The sequence below is a fragment of the Verrucosispora sp. CNZ293 genome, assembly GCF_002754655.1.
This window is the reverse complement of sequence record NZ_PEFR01000001.1, coordinates 697,728-717,290: the sequence shown is the minus strand read 5'-3', so window position 1 is coordinate 717,290 and position 19,563 is coordinate 697,728. Positions and strand designations below refer to the sequence as shown.

The following is a 19,563-nucleotide window of genomic DNA, read 5'->3' as shown; positions in this document are numbered from 1 at the left end:
CTGCGGTGCGGGTTCGCAGGTCGGCGGTCTGGATCTCGCCAAATGCAGCGAGGCGCCCTCCGTGTGGCAGGGCACGGAGAGCACCGGCGGCGTGCAGCGCCAATGCTCCCCGTACGCTGCGCTAGTAGCCGTAGATCATCTTGTAGGCCACCTCGGGCAGGAACTGCCCGGCACTGGATCCGCCGCCGACTCCGCAGTTGCCGTCCGACTCACCCGGCGTCTTGAGCCACAGCAGCATTTCGGCCCCACCGCCCATCCGGCTGGGCGTGCCGATCTTGCGGCCGCCGGGGTTGCACCACTGACCGTCGGAGCCGTTGCCGTTACGACTGGTGTCGATCACGTACGGCTTGCTGTATCCGAACCTCTGTAGCGCGGAAGCGACCTGGTTGCCGTAGTTGGTGTTCTCGCCGGTGGTGAAGTAATTCGAGACGTTCAGCGCGAAGCCGCGTGCGTTGCGCACCCCGGCCATGTTGAGCCGCTGCGCCATCGTCTGGGCGTCGACCCAGCGGGGATTGCCGGCGTCGATGTAGACCCAGGTGTTGGACGCCCTGGACCGGAACTGGCCGACCGCGCGGGAGAGCATGCCCACTCGGTCGTTGATCTGCGCCTGGCTCATGCAGTTGAAGTCGCCAAGGGAGTCCGGTTCGAGGACCACCACGGCAGGACGGCTGCCGATGGCGGAGGCGAAAGAGGCGATCCATGAGTCGTAGGCGGCGATACTGCCGGCGCCACCACCGGAGTGTCCGCCGCAGGCGTCCCGGCCGGGAAGGTTGTAGGCCACCAGCAGCGGCAGCTTGTCACGAGCGTCTGCGGCTCCCACATAGCTTCCGACCGCACTCCCGATGTTGCCGCTCCAGTTGCCGAACCATCTGGCCATCGGCTTCTGCGCGATCTCGGTGCGGATGGCAGCGGCGCGTCCGTCGCCCTGGTTTGCGGCCGCCCACGTCGCCGGGCTCGAGTTGGGATCGACGTAGAAGCCGCTTGTCTGGCTGATCGGATCCGCGTGCGCGGCTGGTGCCCCGAGCAGGATCGCGGGAACCGCCAACGCCAGGGCGGCGGCAAGCCCCCAGGGGCGGGTGAAGCGTTTCATGGACAGGTCTCCTTCGGGTAAACTGGAAGCGCTTCCAGCGACTCTTATCGATACATTATCGCCGATGGTCGGCAAATGTCAGGCATATGTCAAGCCATGCGATCCTCGCGGCAAGATCGAGGCCAGGGATTCCTGGGACCGCTTCCAGTCTGACGACGACAGTGAGCCACCTCGACGCCGTCGATGCCGGCCGATACGATCGGTCAGCTAGCCGACGGTGACGGCTGCCCCGACGTCGGACAGGAAGGACTCCGCATCGCGATGGCAGCGCAGCGGCCTCGGCGGCAACCGACCCTTGACGAGGTGGCCGAGCGCGCCGGCGTGTCACGTTCCGCCGCGTCCCGGGTCATCAACAAGGCGCCGCACGTCAGCCGCGCCACGCGCGAGGCCGTGGAACGCGCCATCAAGGAGATGGGCTATCTACCGAACCGCACCGCGCGTGCCTTGGCCACCCGACAGACGGGGATCGTCGCGCTCGCGGTCTCCCATGACGATCCCCAGCTGTTCGCCGACCCGTTCTTTGCCCAGGTCATCGTCGGTGTGTCCGCAGCGCTCGAGGAGACCGACCTGCACCTGTTGCTGTGCCTTGCCAGCTCCGGCCGGGGTCGGTCCCGGCTGACCAACCTGCTGCACACGCGCGGCGTCGACGGCATCATGCTGATGGCGCTGCACGGCGACGATCCGCTGACTCACATCGCGCGTCGGGCCGGCCTGCCCGCGGTGTACGGTGGGCGGCCGTTGAATTTCGAACCACAGTGGTACGTCGACTCCGACAACCTCGGCGGCGCGCGACTCGCCACCGAACACCTCATCGGCCTCGGCCGAACCCGGATCGTCACCATCACCGGCCCCATGTCCACAGACGTCGGCCGCGCTCGCCACCGCGGCTACCGCGAGGCGATGATCATGGCCGGGCTGACCCCGTACGCGACGGCAGAAGGTGACTTCACCAAGACCGGCGGAGCCGCAGCGATGAAATCCCTGCTGGACAGTCACCCCGATCTCGACGCCGTCTTCGCCGCGAGCGACGACACGGCGGCGGGCGCGCTCCGCGTCCTCATCGACGCCGGCCGGTCCGTGCCAAACGACGTGGCAGTGGTGGGCTTCGACGACCTCGGCATGGCCGAACGAACCGATCCGCCGTTGACCACCGTGCACCAGTCGGTCCAAGCCCTGGGCAAAGAAATGACCCGGATGCTCGTCGACCTCATCGCGGGGCACGAACCCTCGTCCATCATCCTGCCCACGAAGTTGGTGCTACGCGACTCGGCATGATCCGCGACGCGGGACCCATCCCAGCATCGCCGGAGACCCTCGCAGCCCACAGGTGACCGTCTACCTATGCCTGAACACGGTCCCGGCGGAGGAAGCACGACAGCAGTTGCCTGAACTCGTGCGGGTGCTCGATCGCCGGCACGTGCCCACATCGGTCGAACACGTGCAGACGGACGTCCGCCAGGTGTTCGAGCAACGGCTGGGTTGCCGTGTCCAGCGGGGTGACCCGGTCCTCGGCCCCGTGCACGAGCAGCACCGGCGCGCGGATCGCTGCCAGCGTCTGCGCCGAGAGGGTGAGCTCCTGGACCCATCGTGCCCTGGGTGGAGGGAACAACGACGCGTACGCCGCCGCCCCGGCTCGCATCGCAGCCGCCCGGGCCTCGACGGCCGAGTCGGTCACCAGCGCCTGGTCGAGGACGAGGCGACTCAGCATGTCTCGTGCCCCCGCCAAGCCCGCGGGGGCGGCCCAGAGCGCGTCGAGCTCAGCGGAGAGCGGCGCGCCCGGGGCGCCCATCGTCGCGACCGCCACCACACGGGTGACCTGCTGGGGGCGCGCGGCCGCCAACGCCAGCGCCACCGCGCCACCCATGGAGTGACCCACCACGGCGTAGTCGTCGATGCCGAGGGCATCCATCAGGCCCGCGGCCTGCTCCGTCCACAGCCGGAGCCCGCCGCTGGCGCCCGCCGGGACAGGTGTACGACCGAACCCCGCCTGGTCAGGAGCCACCAGGTGCCAGGACGTGCCAAGCGCCTGCGCCGTCGCAGCCCAGGCACCGGACCCGGTCGTGCCGGGTCCGGAGCCGTGCAGCATCAGCACCGCAGGGCCGGTGCCGCTCTCCAGGACGTGTACGGGGGAACCGTCGACGGCGACGGTCCGAAGTGTCGTCACCGGGGTGGGCCAGGTGTGCTCATGCCGATGCGGGTCCGACGGACTTCGAGAAGACCTCCATCATGGCCTTGCCGAACTGCGGCATGTCGGGCCATCCCCGGCAGGAGACGAGGTTGCCGTCCACGACGTCGGGAGCGTCGATGACCGTCGCGCCCGCGTTCTCCATGTCACCGGTGATGGGTGGGAAGCACGCCGTCTTTCGACCCTTCAGCAGCCCGTACACCGCCGGTACCTGCGCGCCGTGGCACACCAGCGCGATGGGAAGGTTGCGCGCGAAGAAGTGCTCGGTGATGCGCCTGACGTCGGCGTTGACCCGGATCCACTCGGGTGCGCGTCCCCCGGGAATGATGAGGGCGTCGTAGCGCTCGACGTCGACCTCGGCCCAGGGCACGTCGACCGGCAGCTTGCGACCGTTCTTCTCCACGTAGGCGTCGGAGTTGGGGTCGAACTCGTGGATGACAAGTTGCACGTCACGCATGGTCAGTGACGAGACGTCAACGTCCCAGCCGCCCTCCTGGACACGGTAGTAGGGATACATGGTGTCGAGTTCCTCGGCGGCGTCGCCGGTCAGGAGCAGCGCTCTGGGCACCTGCTTCTCCTCGCATTTGGGGGCCGGTGAGGTAGATCCAATACGATCCGATCCGATCCGACTCAGCATTCCCCGGCCCAGCCCGCCCGTCAAGCCTCTACCGCAACGTCATTCGCGTCCCTGGCTTCGTCGAACAACCGCCGGAAACGCTCGCCGGAGCGCAGGATGTGCCGACGCATCGCGTAGGCGGCGGCGTCGGGGTCGCGCGCGGCGATCGCGGCCACGATCTCCTCGTGCTCGGCCATGGCCAGGTGAGTGACCTGGGCGTCGTGGTGCAGCCGGAAGAGGTGCACGTGACTGTGCAGGCGCGCGAGCGCTTCCCGGATGACCTGGTTCTCCGCGCTCAGCGCGACGAGATCGTGAAAGGCGGCGTCGCGTAGACCGAAGGCGCCATAGGCGGCAGGCCCGCTGCCACCCTCCAGCTCCGCCATCTCCGCCAGCATTCGTCGCAGACCGGCTACCTGCTCCGAGGAGGCGCGTTCGGCGGATCTGCGTGCCGCGGCCGGCTCAAGGAGCAGGCGAACCTCGAGCATGTCCTCGAATCGGTGACGGGTGATCTGAGGGGGAATCCGGTAGCCGGCGTGGGGCACCCGCACCACCAGGCCCTCGGCCTCCATCCGGTTCAGAGCATCTCGGATCGGCGTCTGCGAGACCCCCAGCTCGCGCGACAGGACGTCGATCGTGACGCGGGAGCCAGGCTCGATCCGTAGCGACATCAGCTGTCCGAGCAGCGTGTCGTACACCTCGTCGGCAAGCCGGCCGCCAGATCTTGCCGGCGGCGTTCCGCCCGTCACGGCCCGACGGCCCCGCGCGATCATTCCTTCGTCGTCCATCGTGACGTGAGGCCTCTCTTTGCGTCTTCCGGAACCTGTTGACATCTGTCACAACTCTGCGACATGCTGACGCCCCAACTGGATCGTATAGGAAAAGTGGCGGATGGCCGCCACCGCGCACCGTCGCGGAGCCGCCCGCGATCGCTCTACTTCGATCACCTGGAGCTCCCATGAGCGTGCTCGACGTCCCGCTCGGTTCACCCCCGGCCCGCAGCCGGGAGTGATGGACGCCACGAAGATCCAGTGATTGCGGCGCACTCGTGACGCCGGCCCTCCGCGGCAGCCCGGCAACACGCCTGGACAACCCAGCACCTGCTCGGCGAAGCACATAGCGAGGTTCTAGAAGTCCCCACCCCAGAAAGCAGGCGAGAAGATGCGGCATCAACAGCGAATAGGACGAATGTCCGGGCCCAGCCGAAGGGTGCAGCTGGCGACGGCGGCCATGCTGCTGGTGGCCACAACCGTGGCCGCGTGCGGGGATGGCCAGGAAGGCGGCGGGACGGCGAGCGCCCCCAAGGCTCCGGCGACCATCCCGGAGCTCACCACGGACCCGCTGACCCTCAGCTTCATCTGGTTCGACTGGCCGCCCGCCCAGGCGCTGGAAGCCTTCGCGAACGCGGAGTACAAGAAGGAGCGGCCGAACGCGACGATCAAGGTCAACACCGTGCCGAACGCGAACTGGCACGACGCGATGTTCACCCAGTTCGCCGCGCGCAAGACCGACTTCGACATCGCCATCCTGGACTCGCAACACATCGGCGAGGCCGTGACGAACGGCAACATCCTCGACATCACCGACTTCGTCAAGGGCAACATCGATGTCAATGCCTACAACCCGTACCTCCTCGCGGCCTACGGCCAGTTCCCCCAGGCGGAGACCGGCAAGCGCGACGAGAACGCCAGCCTGTACGGACTGCCGCTGCTCGGCGACACCTGGACGATGATCTACCGCAAGGACCTGATCGGCGACAAGCCACCGCAGACCTGGGACGAGATGATCTCAGTCGCCGAGAGGTGCCAGACGGACAACCCCGGCGTCAGCGGCCTGGCTTTCCACCAGGCCAACGGCTCCGACGCCGCGGCCGTCACCTACAACACGGTGAACGGCGTCTACGGCGGCAACCTCTGGGACTCCAAGACGCGCAAGATCGACGGCGTCCTCAACGACGCGGCGGGCCAGGAGGCGATGGACGTCCTGGTCAACAAGATGAAGCCGCTGACCGCCAAGGGATCCGGCAACTGGTTCATCGACGAGGTCAACGCCGCGGTCGCCCAGGGCAAGGCGTGCATCGCGTTCAACTGGATCGCCGCGAGCGGCGGCCTGCTCGATCCGAAGCAGTCGACGCTCGGCAGCACGCGGGAGCAGATCCTCGACAAGCTGGGTTTCGCCACCCTGCCGAGCCAGAAGACCAACCTGGTCCCGCTCGGCGGTATGGGAATGCACGTGTCGGCCTACTCCGCCGAGGCAAACCAGGTTGAGGCCCTGAACTTCATGAAGTGGTTCCAGCGCGCTGATGTGCAGAAGAAGTGGGCCGCGGCGGGTGGCGTGCCATCACGTACGGACGCGCTGGAATCGCCCGAGTTCCTCAACGCCGGGCCGTTCAACCAGGTGTACACCGACTCGGTGCCACGGATGCGGGACATGTGGAACGTGCCGGAGTACGCGCGCCTCGTCGACATCGAGAACACCAACGTGAACGCGGCTCTCAACGGTGCGAAGACGCCGACGGATGCGCTCAACGACATCGCCAAGGAGCAGCAGAGCGTGCTCGACTCCAGCAGCCGCAAGGGCGGCGGCGGGCTGTGAGTGACCCCGTCCCGCTGACCACCGACCACCCCGGGCAGGTGGCGTCCGCGACGCCACCTGCACCGGGGCGGTCCCGCCGGCTGAGCGACCGCGTGCTCGCGGTGACGTTCATTTCCCCCGCGCTGCTGCTGTTGCTCGGGATGTCGGTGTTCCCGCTGCTGTGGGCGTTGTACCTGTCCTTCACCGACTACTCGGCCACCCGCGGAGGGCCCGCCCGTTTCATCGGGTTCGCGAACTACACAGCCATCCTGACCTCGGCACAGGTCCACCAGCGGGCCTTGACGACGTTGATCTACGTGGTCGGCGCGGTCACCCTGCAGACGGTGCTCGGTTTCGGCATCGCCTACCTGATCTCCCGGCGCACGCACGGGCGAGGAGTGCTGACCACCCTGTTCCTGGTTCCGATGATGCTGTCGCCGGTCGTGGTCGGGCTGTTCTGGCGGTTCATGCTCGACGCGCAGTTCGGCGTGATCAACAGCATGCTCGGCTCGCTCGGCCTGGGGCAGGTGGAGTGGCTCACCCGACAGCGAACGGCATTGATTTCCCTGATCGTGGTCGACACCTGGCAATGGACACCGTTCATCATGCTCATCGCCCTTGCCGGCCTCACCGCGGTGCCCAAGTACCTGTACGAGGCCGCTTCCATCGACCGGGCGTCCGAGTGGTTCCGGTTCCGCACCATCACTCTTCCGCTGGTGTGGCCACTGCTGCTCATCGCCGTGTTGTTCCGGTCCATCGAGGCATTCCGGCTGTTCGACCTCGTCTACATCCTCACCAACGGTGGTCCGGGTGTCTCCACCGAGACGTTGTCGTTCCACGTCTACAAGGTCGCGTTCCTGGGCTTCAACACCGGAACCGCCTCGGCGTACGGGATCCTCATGGTCCTCGTCGTCATCGTCCTCACGCAGCTCTACCTGCGCTACCTGAACAAGCTCAAGGAGGGCTGATGGCCGTCTCCGTCGACGAGGCCGTGTCCACAGGTCCTACCCGGGATCGCACGCCGCCCGCGCGCCGCTTCGGCGGACGGGGTCGGTCCGTGCTGGAGGTCGCGCTGCTGACCGTGCTGGCCGTCGTGATGCTCTTCCCGGTGCTGTGGATGATCGAGACGTCCATCAAGGAGAACCGGGACGTCTACGCCATCCCGGCCGAGTTCTTCGGCTTCACCGTCACGATGGACCATTTCAAGGACGTGTTCGTCGCCTCCGACGGCGGCCGTTCGGACCTGTCCGTCGCATTTCTCAACTCCGCAGTGGTCGCCGGGGTCTCTACGCTGCTGGCCACCGTGTTGGGGGTCCCGGCGGCCTGGGCCTACTCGCGCTTCGCCGTGAGGGCCAAGAAGGACCAACTGTTCTTCATCCTGTCCACCCGCTTCATGCCGCCGGTGGTGGTCGTGATCCCGATCTTCCTCATGTACCGCCAGGTCGGGCTCATCGACAGCAAGCTCGGACTGATCCTCATCTACACCGCGTTCAACGTCCCGTTCACGATCTGGATGATGAAGGGGTTCGTCGACGAGGTGCCCGCGGAGTACGAGGATGCCGCCATGCTCGACGGCTACACCCGTTTGCAGGCGTTCTGGCGGTACACCCTGCCCCTGCTCGTGCCCGGCATCGCCGCGACGGCGGTCTTCGCGCTCATCTTCTCGTGGAACGAGTTCGTGTTCGCCATCTTCCTCACCAGCAGCGACGACGTACGGACGGCGCCACCCGCCATCGCCGGCCTCATCGGTGGCACCACGACGGACTGGGGTCTCGTGGCCGCCGCCTCGGTGGTGTTCGCCCTGCCGGTGCTCGTCTTCGCCTACCTGGTGCGCAAGCACCTCATCGCCGGTGTGACGCTCGGGGCGGTGCGACGCTGATGGCGGACATCGAGGTGACCGCCCTGCACAAGCGCTACCCGGACGGGACGGTCGCAGTTGATCACGTGGACCTGTCCATCGGCGACGGCGAGCTGTTCGTGATGCTCGGCCCGTCGGGTTGCGGCAAGACCACCACACTGCGGGCCATAGCCGGACTGGAGAGACAGACGACCGGCGACATCCGCATCGGCGACACGCTCGTCAACAACCTGCCGCCGGCTGAGCGCGACATCGCCATGGTGTTCCAGTTCTACGCTCTCTACCCGCATCTGAGAACCCGCGACAACCTGGCGTTCCCCCTGCGGGCCGAGGGACTACCCAAGGCGGAGGTGCGCGAGCGGGTCGCCGAGGCCGCCCGGCTGATGCGGCTTGGCCCGCTGCTCGACCGACGACCGCGCCAGCTGTCCGGCGGGGAGCAGCAGCGCGTCGCGCTGGCTCGCGCCCTGGTGCGACGACCGCGCGCATTCCTCATGGACGAACCGCTCACCAATCTGGACGCGGAGCTGAGGGCGGACATGCGCACGGAGATCAAGCACCTCCAGGGGGAACTCGGGGCGACGATGGTCTACGTCACCCACGACCAGGTCGAGGCGATGTCGCTCGGGCACCGCATCGCCATCCTCAACAAGGGCCGCGTCGAGCAGATCGGCACGCCGCTGGAGGTCTACGACCGGCCGGCGAGTCTCTTCTGCGCCGCCTTCATCGGCTCCCCGCCGATGAACCTGATCGAGGTGGAGGTGGCCGACGGGGAGTTGCGCGCTCAGGGCGGGCTGGTCCTCACGCCACCGCCGGGCCTGCCGCGCGACCGTCGTCTGGTCGCCGGCGTCCGGCCGGAGGCGCTGGAAGTCACCGTACCGGGGGCGGATCGCTCGGTCCCGGCCCGCGTGGTCTCGGTGGAGTGGCTGGGCGACGAAATCATCTACGTGGTCGACCACGGCGGCCAGCGTGACGTCCGGGTCCGGATGCCACCGACTGTCCGGTTCGCCGCTGACGCACCTGTCGGGCTGCGGCACACCGGCGGGACCCCGGTGGTCTACGACGTGAGCACGGAAGAGCTGGTGGCCTGATGGGAACCGTGGCAGTGCAGGGGCTGTGCAAGTCCTTCGGCAAAGTTCAGGCCCTGAACGGGGTGACGCTTGACGTGCCGGACGGCTCGTTCTTCGTCGTGCTCGGGCCCTCCGGGGCAGGCAAGACGACGACCCTACGAGCGATCGCCGGCCTGGACAAGCTTGACGCCGGGTCGGTGCATCTGGACGGCAGGGACGCGACAGGTGACGCCCCGGCCGAGCGGGACCTGGCCATGGTCTTCCAGAACTACGCCCTCTACCCGCGACACACGGCGTACGAGAACATCGCCTCGCCGCTGCGCGCACGCCGCTGTTCGGCAAGTGAGATCGCCGCTGCCGTCGAGCGGATGTCGAGCCTGTTGCACATCGAACGGCTGCTGCAACGTCGTCCCGCGCAGTTGTCGGGCGGTGAGATGCAGCGGGTCGCCCTGGCCCGGGCGCTGGTCCGTCGCCCACGCGCGTTTCTCATGGACGAGCCGCTGACGAACCTCGACCTCAAGCTCCGCGTCGAAATGCGCACCGAACTCACCCGCATCCACCGCAGCCTCGGAGCAACCTTCCTCTACGTGACAAATGACCAGGTCGAGGCCCTGTCCATGGCCGACCAGGTCGCGGTCCTCAAGGAGGGGAAGGTGCAACAGGTCGGAACGCCGACCGAGGTGTACGAGCGTCCCGCCAACCAGTGGGTCGCAGGATTCGTCGGGAGCCCACCGATCAGCCTGCTCCCCTGCCACGCCGAGGGAGATCGGCTGATCGGTGCGCAGGGTTGGACGCTGCCGCGCCCCCGCTGGACCACCGCTGAGGACGGCCGCCCGCTGCTGCTGGGCCTGCGCGCGGAGGACCTGTCCGTCGAACAGCGTGGGCACGCGTCATTGTCCGGGGAGCTCTACGGGCTTGAGCCGCTCGGTGACCGGACGGTGGTCGACGTGCGGGTGGGGACGGAGATCCTCAAGGTCAAGGCACGGCCCACAGTCACCGGTACGCCGGGCGAGCGACTGCTTGTCACTGTCGACCTGGACCGTGCGCACCTGTTCGATGCGGACACCGGGCTGTCGCTGTCCGTGGCCGGGCGGTAACCCCGCCGGGCGGCGACGGCACCATGCGCCCGCTCGCGGCAATCGAACCTCGCCGGACCGCTGAGACGACAGTGGCCCGGGACGACGATCGGTGGCGCCGGGTGTCGCCCGGCCCACCGGCCCACTGCGACGTTCGACCCGCTCGGCGACCCGGCACCCGACGAGGGCGGGTGACCCGTCCGCCTCCGGGCACGGCGCGCTCGCTGAGGTACGCCGACATCACCGAGAAGATCACAGGAGGCGGCGCGATGAGTGACCCGATGAACGTCCTGGCCCCCGAGCACCGGCGGCTCCGGATCGGCGACGCGTGGCGCGACGCCGCAAGCGGAGCCACCTTTGCCGTCGAGGACCCGGCGACCGGCACGACCATCGCCGAGGTGGCGGACGCCGACGTCGTTGACGGGCTCGCCGCACTGGACGTGGCGAGCAAGGCCATGGCGCAGTGGGCGGCGACCCCGCCGCGGAAACGGTCGGAGTTGTTGACCGCGACGTACCGGGTGCTTACCGAGCGAGCCGAGGAGGTCGCCCGGCTGATCACGCTGGAGATGGGCAAGCCGCTCGCCGAAGCTCGGGCAGAGGTGGCGTACGGCGCCGAGTTCTTCCGCTGGTTCGCCGAGGAGGCGGTACGCGTCGAAGGGCGCTACAGCACCGCTCCCGCAGGTGGATATCGCATCCTCACCGTGCCGAAGCCGGTCGGACCGTGCGTCTTCGTGACGCCCTGGAACTTTCCGTTGGCGATGGGTGCCCGCAAGATCGCTCCTGCGCTGGCCGCGGGCTGCACGACGATCACCAAGCCAGCCGCCCAGACGCCACTGACCATGCTGTTCCTGGCCCGCATCATGGAGGAGGTAGGCGTTCCCCCGGGCGTGGTCAACGTGGTGACCACCAAGCGTTCCGGCGAGGTGGTCTCCGCGCTGCTCGCCGACAGTCGCACCCGCAAGCTCTCGTTCACCGGATCGACGGAGGTCGGGCGGGTGCTGCTCCGTCAGGCTGCCGACAACGTGCTGCGTACCTCGATGGAGCTGGGCGGCAACGCGGCCCTGATCGTGTGTGCCGACGCGGACCTGGACGTCGCGCTCGACGGCGCCATGGTGGCCAAGATGCGCAACATCGGGCAGTCCTGCGTCGCGGCCAACCGGATCTACGTCGAGGAGCCGGTGCGCGAGGAGTTCACGGCGCGCTTCGCCGAGCGGATGGGCGCGCTCTCGGTGGGCCATGGCCTCGACGACGGAGTGGACGTCGGCGCGTTGATCGACGAAACGTCTGTCGCCACGATCGACGAGCTGGTCGTTGACGCTGTCGATCGCGGCGCCCGGGTCGTGGTGGGCGGCGAGCGTCCGGACGGGCCGGGCCACTTCTACCCGCCCACAGTCCTCGTCGACGTGCCCGACGATGCGCGGATGCTCAGGGCGGAGATCTTCGGCCCGGTCGCGCCGATCATCTCGTTCACGTCCGACGACGAGGTGCTGGCGAAGGCCAACGACACCGAGTACGGCCTGGTCGGATACCTCTTCACCCGTGACCTCCAGCGGGCGCTGCGGTTCGCCGAGGGGCTGGAGACCGGGATGATCGGCATCAACCGTGGTCTGATCTCGGACCCGTCAGCTCCGTTCGGCGGCGTGAAGCATTCCGGGGTCGGCAAGGAGGGGTCGCACGAGGGCATCCTCGAATACCTCGACCTCACCTACGCGGCGATCGACCTCCCGTGACCGCGCTGCTGCTCCGGGCGTACGCCGGAAACCACAGTGCCCTGTGCGGACGCGACCTGGCCGGTCTCCACCCGGCGGACAGGAGCCGGGGCATCGCCCGTCCGAAGTTGCTGGCACCCGGGACGCCGGCGTGCGCACCGCCGCCCGGCGGTCGCGCCGGCGCCACCTGGGCGGCCACCCTCGCCGAAGCCGTCCCGGTCTCGCAGGTGACCTGGACGTCCGCCACGCACATCGCCGCCGACGTTCCGGAGAGGCACCGACATGCTTGAGACCGTCCGCGGACCACGCCAGCTGATAGTGGGCGAAGGGGTCGCACAGAACATCCCACGAGTGGTGGCCGAGAGTGGCTCGCGAGTCCTCATCCTGACCGACCAGGTTCTACTGGGGCAGCCGGGCGTGGCCGAGATCGTGGCCGCCGTCCGGGAGAGGGTCGCCGTCGTCGAGGTGTTCGCCGACGCGACTCCAGACGTGCCACTCGCCGATGTCGCCCTGGCCGTCTCGGTGGCCGCGGAGGTGGACGCCGACGTGATCCTCGCCATCGGGGGTGGCACGGTGATCGACCTCGCCAAGATCGTCGGCGTCATCCGCCGCCACGGTGGTACGCCGCGCGACTTCTACGGCGAGTCGAAGGTGCCGGGGCCGACGATGCCGCTCGTCGCGGTCCCGACGACGTCAGGCACCGGCTCCGAGCTCACCCCCGTGTCGGTGTTGACCGACCCGGACCGTGAGCTGAAAGTGGGGGTTTCCAGCGTCCACATCGTGCCCGACTTCGCCATCGTCGACCCCGAACTCACCTACACCTGCCCGCCGACCGTCACCGCCCACTCCGGCATCGACGCGTTCTGCCACGCGGTGGAGAGTTACACCGCGCGACCTCGGGCCCACGGACCGCGCGACCCGGTCGAGCAGGTGTTCCTCGGCCGCAACCCGATCACCGACCACTATGCGCTCCTGGCCGCGGAGCGGATCGCCCGTAGTCTGCGTCGTGCGGTCAGGGACGGCGGCGACACGGACGCGCGGGCGGACATGTCCTACGGGTCCATGCTCGCCGGACTCGCCTTCTCCCACGCGGGCAACGCGGCCCCGCATGCCCTCCAGTACCCCATCGGCGCAGCCACCCACACGCCGCACGGCCTGGGCGTCGGGCTGCTGCTGCCGTACGCGCTGGACGCGGCCAGGGATGCCATCGGCGACCGGTTGGCCATCCTCGCCGGGGTGTGCGGGCTCGACGTGACCGACGCCTCGGACGCCGAGGCCGCAGACACGTTCCTCACCTGGCTCGACGGGCTCCTTGCCGACATCGGTATCCCGCCCAGCTTGGCGGACATCGGCGTGGCCCGCGCCGACCTCCCGCGCTTCGCGGAGATGGCCAGTGGCGTCACCCGCCTGATCCAGAACCACCCAGGCCCGACCGACACCGCAAGCCTGACCGCGATCCTCGAAGCGGCCTGGACCGGGGAGCGGACCCGACACGTCCTGACTCCGACACCGTGACGGGCCCGTCACATGACGACCGTGTCAGGTGTCCGTCGAGCGCTCGCAGGCCGTTGCTGTCCAGCCGGTGCAGTGCCTCGGTGAGAGCCTTGTCGCTGATGCCGCCGATCATCGTCCGCAGCGCGCGGCGGTGGAGATCGTCGGTTCACTCGTACGCGACATCGGAGGCATCCCTGCCGTACTCGGCGGACTGGACCGGGCCCGCCAACTCGAAGAAGTCGCCGGGTTCGTCATCGCCCTCGCCTTCACCGCCGTCGACCCGCAGTCGGCAATCCCCGCCGTTGCGCAACCCGCAGCACCCCAGCCCCTCCCTCAACCCTGAGCCACGACACCCACCACACGGCCAGAAGCGGAACCGCCACCCTGCTGATCAGCCCGCCAGCGGCCACCCGCAGACGCGCCCCGAGACAGGTGACGTCGGGGCGGCTGGCTGATGCCCTGGCCCACCGACAGCGACCAGTTCGACACTCTCGCCTACGCGATCAACGGAGGTCTCGGGGACCGCCGCGAGCTACGTGTTGCTACCCGGGCCCAGCAGATGGCGTCTTGTCCGCGCCGGACGGCCTACGACATTAGGTGAAGGTGATGTCGGCAGGCGATGATGCCTGTGCGCGGCGAGGGCCCGTGAGGGGGTGGCGGAGTGGACGACTGGCTGCCCGATGCCCAGGTGCTCGCCATGCTGGATCTGGAGCCGCAGGGCTGGATGCTGGCCCGGGCGGTGTACGACGGTCGCCTGATCGTTGACTTCGAACTGGTCTACATCAACCACGCGGGTTGCGGCCTGGTCGGACGGCCGCGCGTCGAGTTGGTCGGCCGCCGCTACCGACACCTGTGGCCGGAAACCGTGCACGACGGGACGCTTCCGTTCTACCGGTCGGTCGTGGAGACGGGGACACCGGCCCTACGCACGGTGTACTACGAGCGGCAGTCCATCACCGGACATTTCGAGTTCCGGGTGGGTCCGTACCGCGACGGGATCATGGTCCGCTGCGTGGACCTGCGGCAGGTGACGGTGACTCCGCAGTCGGCCGGTGCGGTACGGCTGTACGACATGCTCGACACCGCGTTCGACGGGTTCACGGTGCTTCGTCCCGTGCGGGACGCCAGCGAAGAGATCGCTGACTTCGTCTGTGAGTACGTCAATCAGGTTGGGGCCAAGATGACCGGCCGCAGCGTGGAGGAGGTGATCGGTCACCGGCTCAGCGAAATCTCGGCCCACAGCTGGGACAGCGGGCTGTTCGATCTCTACCGCACGGTGGCCGAGACCGGGGAACCGTGGCGGCAGGAGCTGGCCTATCCCGAGATCAGCCAGGTGTGGGAGATCAAAGTCGGGCGGACGAGCGGCGGTCATGTCGCGGTGTCGTTCCGGGAGATCACTGAGCAGGTCGACAAACAGCGACAGCTGGCGGACAGCGTGGCCCGCGCCGAACAGGCCGCCGCCCGCGCCCGAAGCTTGGAAAGCGTGACCGCGGCGTTGGTGGCGGCGAGCACGACAGCCCAGGTGTACACCGCCATCGGGTCGGTGCTGCGGCCCTCGGCCGGCGGGCAGTCCCTGGCGTTGCTCCTGCGCCAGGAGCAGTCGCTTCGCCTTGCCTACCACGCCGGGTACGAACCGGAGGTCGTCGCGCGGCTGCACGACCTGCCGATCGAGCATCCCTACCCGGCGGCGACCGTCGCCCACACCGGACAGCCGCGCTACCTGACCTCACTGGCGCAGTTCCACGCCGCTCAGCCCGACCCGGAGACAGCCGTCCCGCCCGGGTCCCGCCATGCGTGGGCCTTCCTCCCGCTGACCGTGGCCGGTGAGGTGCTGGGTGCGCTCGTCGTCGGCTATCGGGAACCGCGCGACTTCGATCCCGACACCAGATCGACGCTGACGGCACTGGCAGGGCTGGGAGCCCAGGCCCTTCAGCGGGCGATGCTGTTCGAGACCAGCGTGTCGATCGCCTCCGAGTTGCAGCACGCTCTGCTGCCGGCGACGCTGCCGCAGACGGCGGGGCTACGGCACGCGGCCCGCTACCTGCCGTGGACACGCGGCGCCGAGGTGGGCGGCGACTGGTACGACATCATTCCCATCAGCGACCGCGTCGTCGCCATCGTGATCGGCGATGTCGCCGGCCACAACACCGCGGCCGCAGCGACGATGGGTCAGGTCCGTGACGCACTGCGCGCGTACGCCGTCGCCGGGCAGCCGCCCGCCATGGTCATGAACAACGTCAACCACCTCATCCGCGCCCTGCGGCTGAACACCATGGCCACCTGCTGCTACCTGCAACTGGACGTCGCCGAGGGTGTCGTCACCGGAGTACTCGCCGGACATCCACCCCCGATCCTGCGCGACGCACACACCACCGGCCTGGTCCGCCTCGCCACGCACCCTGCCCTGGGCGTCTCGGACTCGGTTGTCTACCGCGACGACCGCTTCGACCTCCCGCCCGCCGCCACCTTGGTGCTGTACACAGACGGACTCGTCGAGGACCGCAGCCACCCACTCGACCGGGGCCTGGAGGAGTTGTGCGCGGCAGTGCACGACGCACCCCGCCTCGACCCGGCCGAGATCCTCGACCACATTCTGGCCAGCGACGTCGGACCGCGGCCACGACGTGACGACATCGCCCTGCTCTGCCTCACCCGGGACCCGGTCGAGCACTGACCAGGAGGCGAGCCAGGCCATCGCCGGCCACATCCCCTGCACAGCCCGCGACCACGCGCACCTTGCCGACCAGCGTCATCCGGACCTGCCGGCGTGTTCGACCAACCCACCGACCCTGGGTGGGCGGGCGATCGCGGTCTCCTGGACGACTCAGGCAGGTTCACCGTTCGAGTGTTTCGGAAGCGCGTCAGGAGGACTGTGCCGACGCGAGCCCGCCGAGGTGGAAGCGGCGTACCAGGGCGGCCCGGTTGGTGACGCCCATCTTGGCGTACACGTGGGACAGGTGCATCTCCACGGTCTTCTGGGTGACGAACAGGCGGGCCGCCACCTGCCGGTTGGTCAGCCCTTCGCTGACCAGGGCCGCCACCTGGGTCTCCCGCCGAGTCAGGGTCGGCGAGCCGCCTTGGCGGCGGGCCCGCCGGGCGCCGTCCGAGCGGCCCGCCAGCAGCCGCCGTCGCTCGGTGTTCACCTGGCGGGTGAAGAGACCGGCACCGCAGCGGTCGAAGATCTCCTCGGCCAGCCGCAGCGTCGCAACGGCCCGATCCGGGTCGCCGTCGGCCACCAGCGCTCTCGCGGCCACGATGTGGGCCTGCGCGGCGTCCAGCGGCATTCGGACCCGCGTGAGCGTCTCTGCGGCGGCTGCAGCCGCCTCGGCGGCGGCGGCGGGGTCCCGCAGCGCCAGCACCCGGGCCCTCGCGGACGCGGCCAGCGCACTGCGGCCCGGCCGACCGAGTCGCTCGGCCACCTGGTACGCGCGCTGCGCCCACTCCGCCGCTGCGTCCGGATCGCCCTCGGCCAGGGTGGCCCGGGTCAACAGTTCGTACCAGCCGACCTGCGCCCAGGGTTCGAGTTCGGGCAGTCCGGCGGTCGCGGCCACGGCCAGGCACCCGGCGGCATCCCCCAGCGCGAGCAGCGTCTCGGCGTTCGCGCTCAGCGCCAGCCTGCCCGGCCAGCCGGAGGCGGGCAGGTCCAGGGTGTACGGAACCACGGCTGGTGCGACCTCTTCGGTTCCACTCCAGACGGTCAGCAGTCGACCCATCGCCTCGGCCGCGACGTGCAGTTCCCGGAACTGTGTGCCGGACGCCAGTCGTAGCGCCTCGGCGCAGTCGGCGGACGCCTCCGCCAGCCGCCCGGCGCACCGGTGGGCCAGGCTCCGGGTGCACAACAGGTGCAGCAGGGAAAAGTAGCTCCGGGCTCCGGGCGAGACATCGATGGCCCGGCTGAGGTGGTGCACCGCGGAGTCGGAGCGGTCCAGCAGGATCTCGCTCCAGCCGACCCACAGGGCGCTCTCCGGCTCGTCACCGAGTTCGGCGTCCAGCGTGGTGCTGAGCTGCAACGTGGCCTGGTTGGTCTCGCCGCCGGCGGCGCGGTTGCCCCGCAGATGGCTCGCCGCCGCGAGCAGACCCAGCGCGTGCGCCCGTACCGCCCCCGGGATGGTCGTGGCGCGGCGGGCAGCGCCCAACGCGGCTGCCGCCCACCGGCGTGCCTGCCCGGCCCGGCCGCTTGTCAGTTCCACCGCGCCGAGCGCGAGTGCCAGCGCCGCCCGGTCCGCCGGCTGGGCCTCGTCGGGTCGCGTCAGACCGGTGCGTAGCAACGCCGCCGCTGCCCCGTGCCGGCCGAGCTGGCGTTCGACCTGGGCGCAGAGCAGGGTCGCCGTGGTGCGGTACGCGGACGGGCGCTTGTCGAGCAGCCGCAGGGCGTCGTGCAGTACCGCTCGGGCGGCTCTCGGATGGCCGGCTGCGGCCAGCGCCTGGCCGAGTCGCACCGTGAGCATCACGCGGGACTCGCTAGGGTTCGCGCTGCTCGGCGAGAGCCGGATCGCGGCACCCAGCCACCGGACGGCGGTGTGCGGGGCCAGGTCGAGCACGGCGGTGGCCGCCTCACTGAGTACCTCGACGGCGACCATGTCGCCCGGCACCGCCAACCGCAGCAGGTGCGGTGCCTGGGCGGCGGCGCTGCTCCGGCGGCGACGCAGCTCCGCCAGCGCGCGGGCGTGCGCGGTCAGGCGCCAGCCGGCGTCGGTGGTGAGGTACGCCGCGTGTTGGACCACGGGATGTCGGAAGGCGAAGCACCCACTGCCGGTGACTGGGCGCAGCAGGTCGGCGGCGACGAGTTCGTCGATGGCGGCCGGCACCTCTTCGGCGGCGATCCCGGCTACCTCGGCCAGCAGGCCGGTGTCGACCGGTTCGGGCCCGAGCACCGCTGCGGCCGAGGCCACCAGGTGGGCCGCGCGGGACAGCAGTTCGAGTTCGGCGGCCAACGCGGCCTCCACCTCAGCTGGGAGCGCTCCCAGCTCCACGTGTTCACTCGCCGGGCCATGAGGCAGGGCGCCGGCCAGCAACGCCGACAGGTACTGCGGGTTGCCCTCCGACAGCTCGTGCAACACGGCACGCTGACCAGCCGACAGCGGTAACTCGGTCAACTCGTCGAGGTGCGCCCGCTCCAGCGGCGTCACCTCGATGCGGGTTACCTGTCCGGCGGTGTCCAACGCCAGCCGCAGCCTGGCCGGCGACTGGCGGCGGCGATGCGCGATGACCAGCAGCAACGGCGTACGCAGGGGCGCGTCGAGCAGGTGGCAGACCAGATCGATGGTGGCCCGGTCGCCGTTGTGCAGGTCGTCGATCGTGATCAGCGTCGGCCGTTCGGCGGCCAGCGTCTCCAGCAACAGCCGTAGGGCGCGCAACTGCCGGGCGCCCGCCGGCACCCCGGCCGGCGCCAGTGAACGGGCGCCCGGCAGGCGCAGCGACGGAAAGGTGTCGTTGAGCAGTTGCGCGTGATCGGAGCGGAGTTCGGCCAACCGGGCCTGGGAGACCTGGGGCAGGTACGGGTCCAGCGCGTCGACGATCGCCGCCATCGGCACGTCCGAACCGGGTACCGGTGCCCGGCCGGCGAGCACCTGTACGCCGTGTTCTCGCGCCACTGCGGCCACCTGGTCCAACAGCCGGCTCTTGCCGATCCCCGGCTCCCCCGTCACCTCGACGATTCGTCCCGTGCCGTCGAGTAGGGCGGCCACGGCCGCGGCCAGCGCCGCGATCTCCCGCTCCCGGCCCACCAACGGCCGGCGGTGCTCGTCGACCACCGCCGGCGGGCCGGGCGGCAGGGACGACAACGCCCAGCCTGCCGGTCGGGACAGCTCCGACCTCCGCTGGTGCCGATGGCCGGAACGAATCGAGGACCGGGTCAATGTGTGCTCCTCAGGGACGGGACGGTACGGCGGGGTTCC

The 19,563-nt window shown here is 69.5% G+C and carries 16 protein-coding genes; 11 read left to right on the top strand and 5 right to left on the bottom strand.

What is annotated here, in order from left to right; genetic code table 11:
• Window positions 1–121: 121 nt before the first annotated feature.
• Window positions 122–1,165: a glycoside hydrolase family 6 protein gene (locus CLT74_RS03330; protein WP_486581951.1), complete on the bottom strand. Its 1,044-nt coding sequence runs from the start codon at window positions 1,163–1,165 to the stop codon at window positions 122–124.
• 186 nt (window positions 1,166–1,351) lie between these two features.
• On the opposite strand from CLT74_RS03330, the gene CLT74_RS03325 reads away from it, so the two are divergent.
• Entirely contained in the window at window positions 1,352–2,365 is a 1,014-nt protein-coding gene (locus CLT74_RS03325; protein WP_199172077.1) for a LacI family DNA-binding transcriptional regulator, read from the top strand.
• Between the two features lie 64 nt (window positions 2,366–2,429).
• Here the strand turns inward: CLT74_RS03325 and CLT74_RS03320 are convergent, their stop codons facing one another.
• The 3 genes from CLT74_RS03320 to CLT74_RS03310 all read right to left on the bottom strand — a co-directional run bounded on the left by CLT74_RS03320 (window position 2,430) and on the right by CLT74_RS03310 (window position 4,676).
• Window positions 2,430–3,254 carry an alpha/beta fold hydrolase gene (locus CLT74_RS03320; RefSeq protein ID WP_099845218.1) on the bottom strand — a complete coding sequence of 275 codons (825 nt, stop codon included), beginning with the start codon at window positions 3,252–3,254 and terminating at the stop codon, window positions 2,430–2,432.
• 19 nt (window positions 3,255–3,273) lie between these two features.
• On the bottom strand, window positions 3,274–3,843 hold the full coding sequence (locus CLT74_RS03315) for a DJ-1/PfpI family protein (protein WP_099845217.1): 570 nt from the start codon (window positions 3,841–3,843) through the stop codon (window positions 3,274–3,276).
• A gap of 89 nt (window positions 3,844–3,932) precedes the next feature.
• Window positions 3,933–4,676 carry a GntR family transcriptional regulator gene (locus CLT74_RS03310; protein ID WP_099845216.1) on the bottom strand — a complete coding sequence of 248 codons (744 nt, stop codon included), beginning with the start codon at window positions 4,674–4,676 and terminating at the stop codon, window positions 3,933–3,935.
• 400 nt (window positions 4,677–5,076) lie between these two features.
• On the opposite strand from CLT74_RS03310, the gene CLT74_RS03305 reads away from it, so the two are divergent.
• The 10 genes from CLT74_RS03305 (at window position 5,077) to CLT74_RS03255 (ending at window position 16,340) form a co-directional block, all read left to right on the top strand.
• Window positions 5,077–6,483, top strand: a complete 1,407-nt coding sequence (locus CLT74_RS03305; protein ID WP_486581950.1) for a sugar ABC transporter substrate-binding protein — start codon at window positions 5,077–5,079, stop codon at window positions 6,481–6,483.
• Window positions 6,480–7,430: a carbohydrate ABC transporter permease gene (locus tag CLT74_RS03300; RefSeq protein WP_099845214.1), complete on the top strand. Its 951-nt coding sequence runs from the start codon at window positions 6,480–6,482 to the stop codon at window positions 7,428–7,430. Before CLT74_RS03305 ends, CLT74_RS03300 begins: the two co-directional genes overlap by 4 nt.
• Window positions 7,430–8,341 (top strand): carbohydrate ABC transporter permease, encoded by a 912-nt coding sequence (locus tag CLT74_RS03295; RefSeq protein ID WP_099845213.1) that lies wholly within the window; start codon window positions 7,430–7,432, stop codon window positions 8,339–8,341. Before CLT74_RS03300 ends, CLT74_RS03295 begins: the two co-directional genes overlap by 1 nt.
• Window positions 8,341–9,408 (top strand): ATP-binding cassette domain-containing protein, encoded by a 1,068-nt coding sequence (locus tag CLT74_RS03290; protein WP_099845212.1) that lies wholly within the window; start codon window positions 8,341–8,343, stop codon window positions 9,406–9,408. Before CLT74_RS03295 ends, CLT74_RS03290 begins: the two co-directional genes overlap by 1 nt.
• Window positions 9,408–10,484, top strand: coding sequence for an ABC transporter ATP-binding protein (locus tag CLT74_RS03285; RefSeq protein WP_099845211.1), 1,077 nt, complete (start codon window positions 9,408–9,410; stop codon window positions 10,482–10,484). The genes CLT74_RS03290 and CLT74_RS03285 overlap by 1 nt, the downstream gene beginning before the upstream one ends.
• A gap of 248 nt (window positions 10,485–10,732) precedes the next feature.
• Complete coding sequence (locus CLT74_RS03280) at window positions 10,733–12,193, top strand: NAD-dependent succinate-semialdehyde dehydrogenase (protein ID WP_099851193.1); 1,461 nt, start codon at window positions 10,733–10,735, stop codon at window positions 12,191–12,193.
• The gene (locus CLT74_RS03275; RefSeq protein WP_099845210.1) at window positions 12,190–12,462 is read left to right on the top strand and encodes a hypothetical protein; all 273 of its coding nucleotides are present in this window, start codon (window positions 12,190–12,192) and stop codon (window positions 12,460–12,462) included. The genes CLT74_RS03280 and CLT74_RS03275 overlap by 4 nt, the downstream gene beginning before the upstream one ends.
• Complete coding sequence (locus CLT74_RS03270; RefSeq protein WP_099845209.1) at window positions 12,455–13,687, top strand: iron-containing alcohol dehydrogenase; 1,233 nt, start codon at window positions 12,455–12,457, stop codon at window positions 13,685–13,687. The genes CLT74_RS03275 and CLT74_RS03270 overlap by 8 nt, the downstream gene beginning before the upstream one ends.
• 28 nt (window positions 13,688–13,715) lie before the next feature.
• Window positions 13,716–14,009 carry a hypothetical protein gene (locus CLT74_RS30665; RefSeq protein ID WP_199172075.1) on the top strand — a complete coding sequence of 98 codons (294 nt, stop codon included), beginning with the start codon at window positions 13,716–13,718 and terminating at the stop codon, window positions 14,007–14,009.
• Window positions 14,010–14,327: 318 nt separating this feature from the next.
• A complete protein-coding gene (locus tag CLT74_RS03255; protein WP_099845208.1) occupies window positions 14,328–16,340 on the top strand; it encodes a SpoIIE family protein phosphatase in 2,013 nt (670 codons plus the stop codon).
• 187 nt (window positions 16,341–16,527) lie between these two features.
• Here the strand turns inward: CLT74_RS03255 and CLT74_RS03250 are convergent, their stop codons facing one another.
• Entirely contained in the window at window positions 16,528–19,524 is a 2,997-nt protein-coding gene (locus CLT74_RS03250; protein WP_158240196.1) for an AAA family ATPase, read from the bottom strand.
• Window positions 19,525–19,563 lie beyond the last annotated feature (39 nt).

Excerpts from the sequence above, each read along its gene's own strand:
- CLT74_RS03325 (WP_199172077.1), top strand. The coding sequence starts at position 1,352 with ATGGCAGCGCAGCGGCCTCGGCGGCAACCGACCCTTGACGAGGTGGCC.
- CLT74_RS03310 (WP_099845216.1), bottom strand. The coding sequence starts at position 4,676 with ATGGACGACGAAGGAATGATCGCGCGGGGCCGTCGGGCCGTGACGGGC.
- CLT74_RS03305 (WP_486581950.1), top strand. The coding sequence starts at position 5,077 with ATGTCCGGGCCCAGCCGAAGGGTGCAGCTGGCGACGGCGGCCATGCTG.
- CLT74_RS03295 (WP_099845213.1), top strand. The coding sequence starts at position 7,430 with ATGGCCGTCTCCGTCGACGAGGCCGTGTCCACAGGTCCTACCCGGGAT.
- CLT74_RS03290 (WP_099845212.1), top strand. The coding sequence starts at position 8,341 with ATGGCGGACATCGAGGTGACCGCCCTGCACAAGCGCTACCCGGACGGG.
- CLT74_RS03285 (WP_099845211.1), top strand. The coding sequence starts at position 9,408 with ATGGGAACCGTGGCAGTGCAGGGGCTGTGCAAGTCCTTCGGCAAAGTT.
- CLT74_RS03280 (WP_099851193.1), top strand. The coding sequence starts at position 10,733 with ATGAGTGACCCGATGAACGTCCTGGCCCCCGAGCACCGGCGGCTCCGG.
- CLT74_RS03270 (WP_099845209.1), top strand. The coding sequence starts at position 12,455 with ATGCTTGAGACCGTCCGCGGACCACGCCAGCTGATAGTGGGCGAAGGG.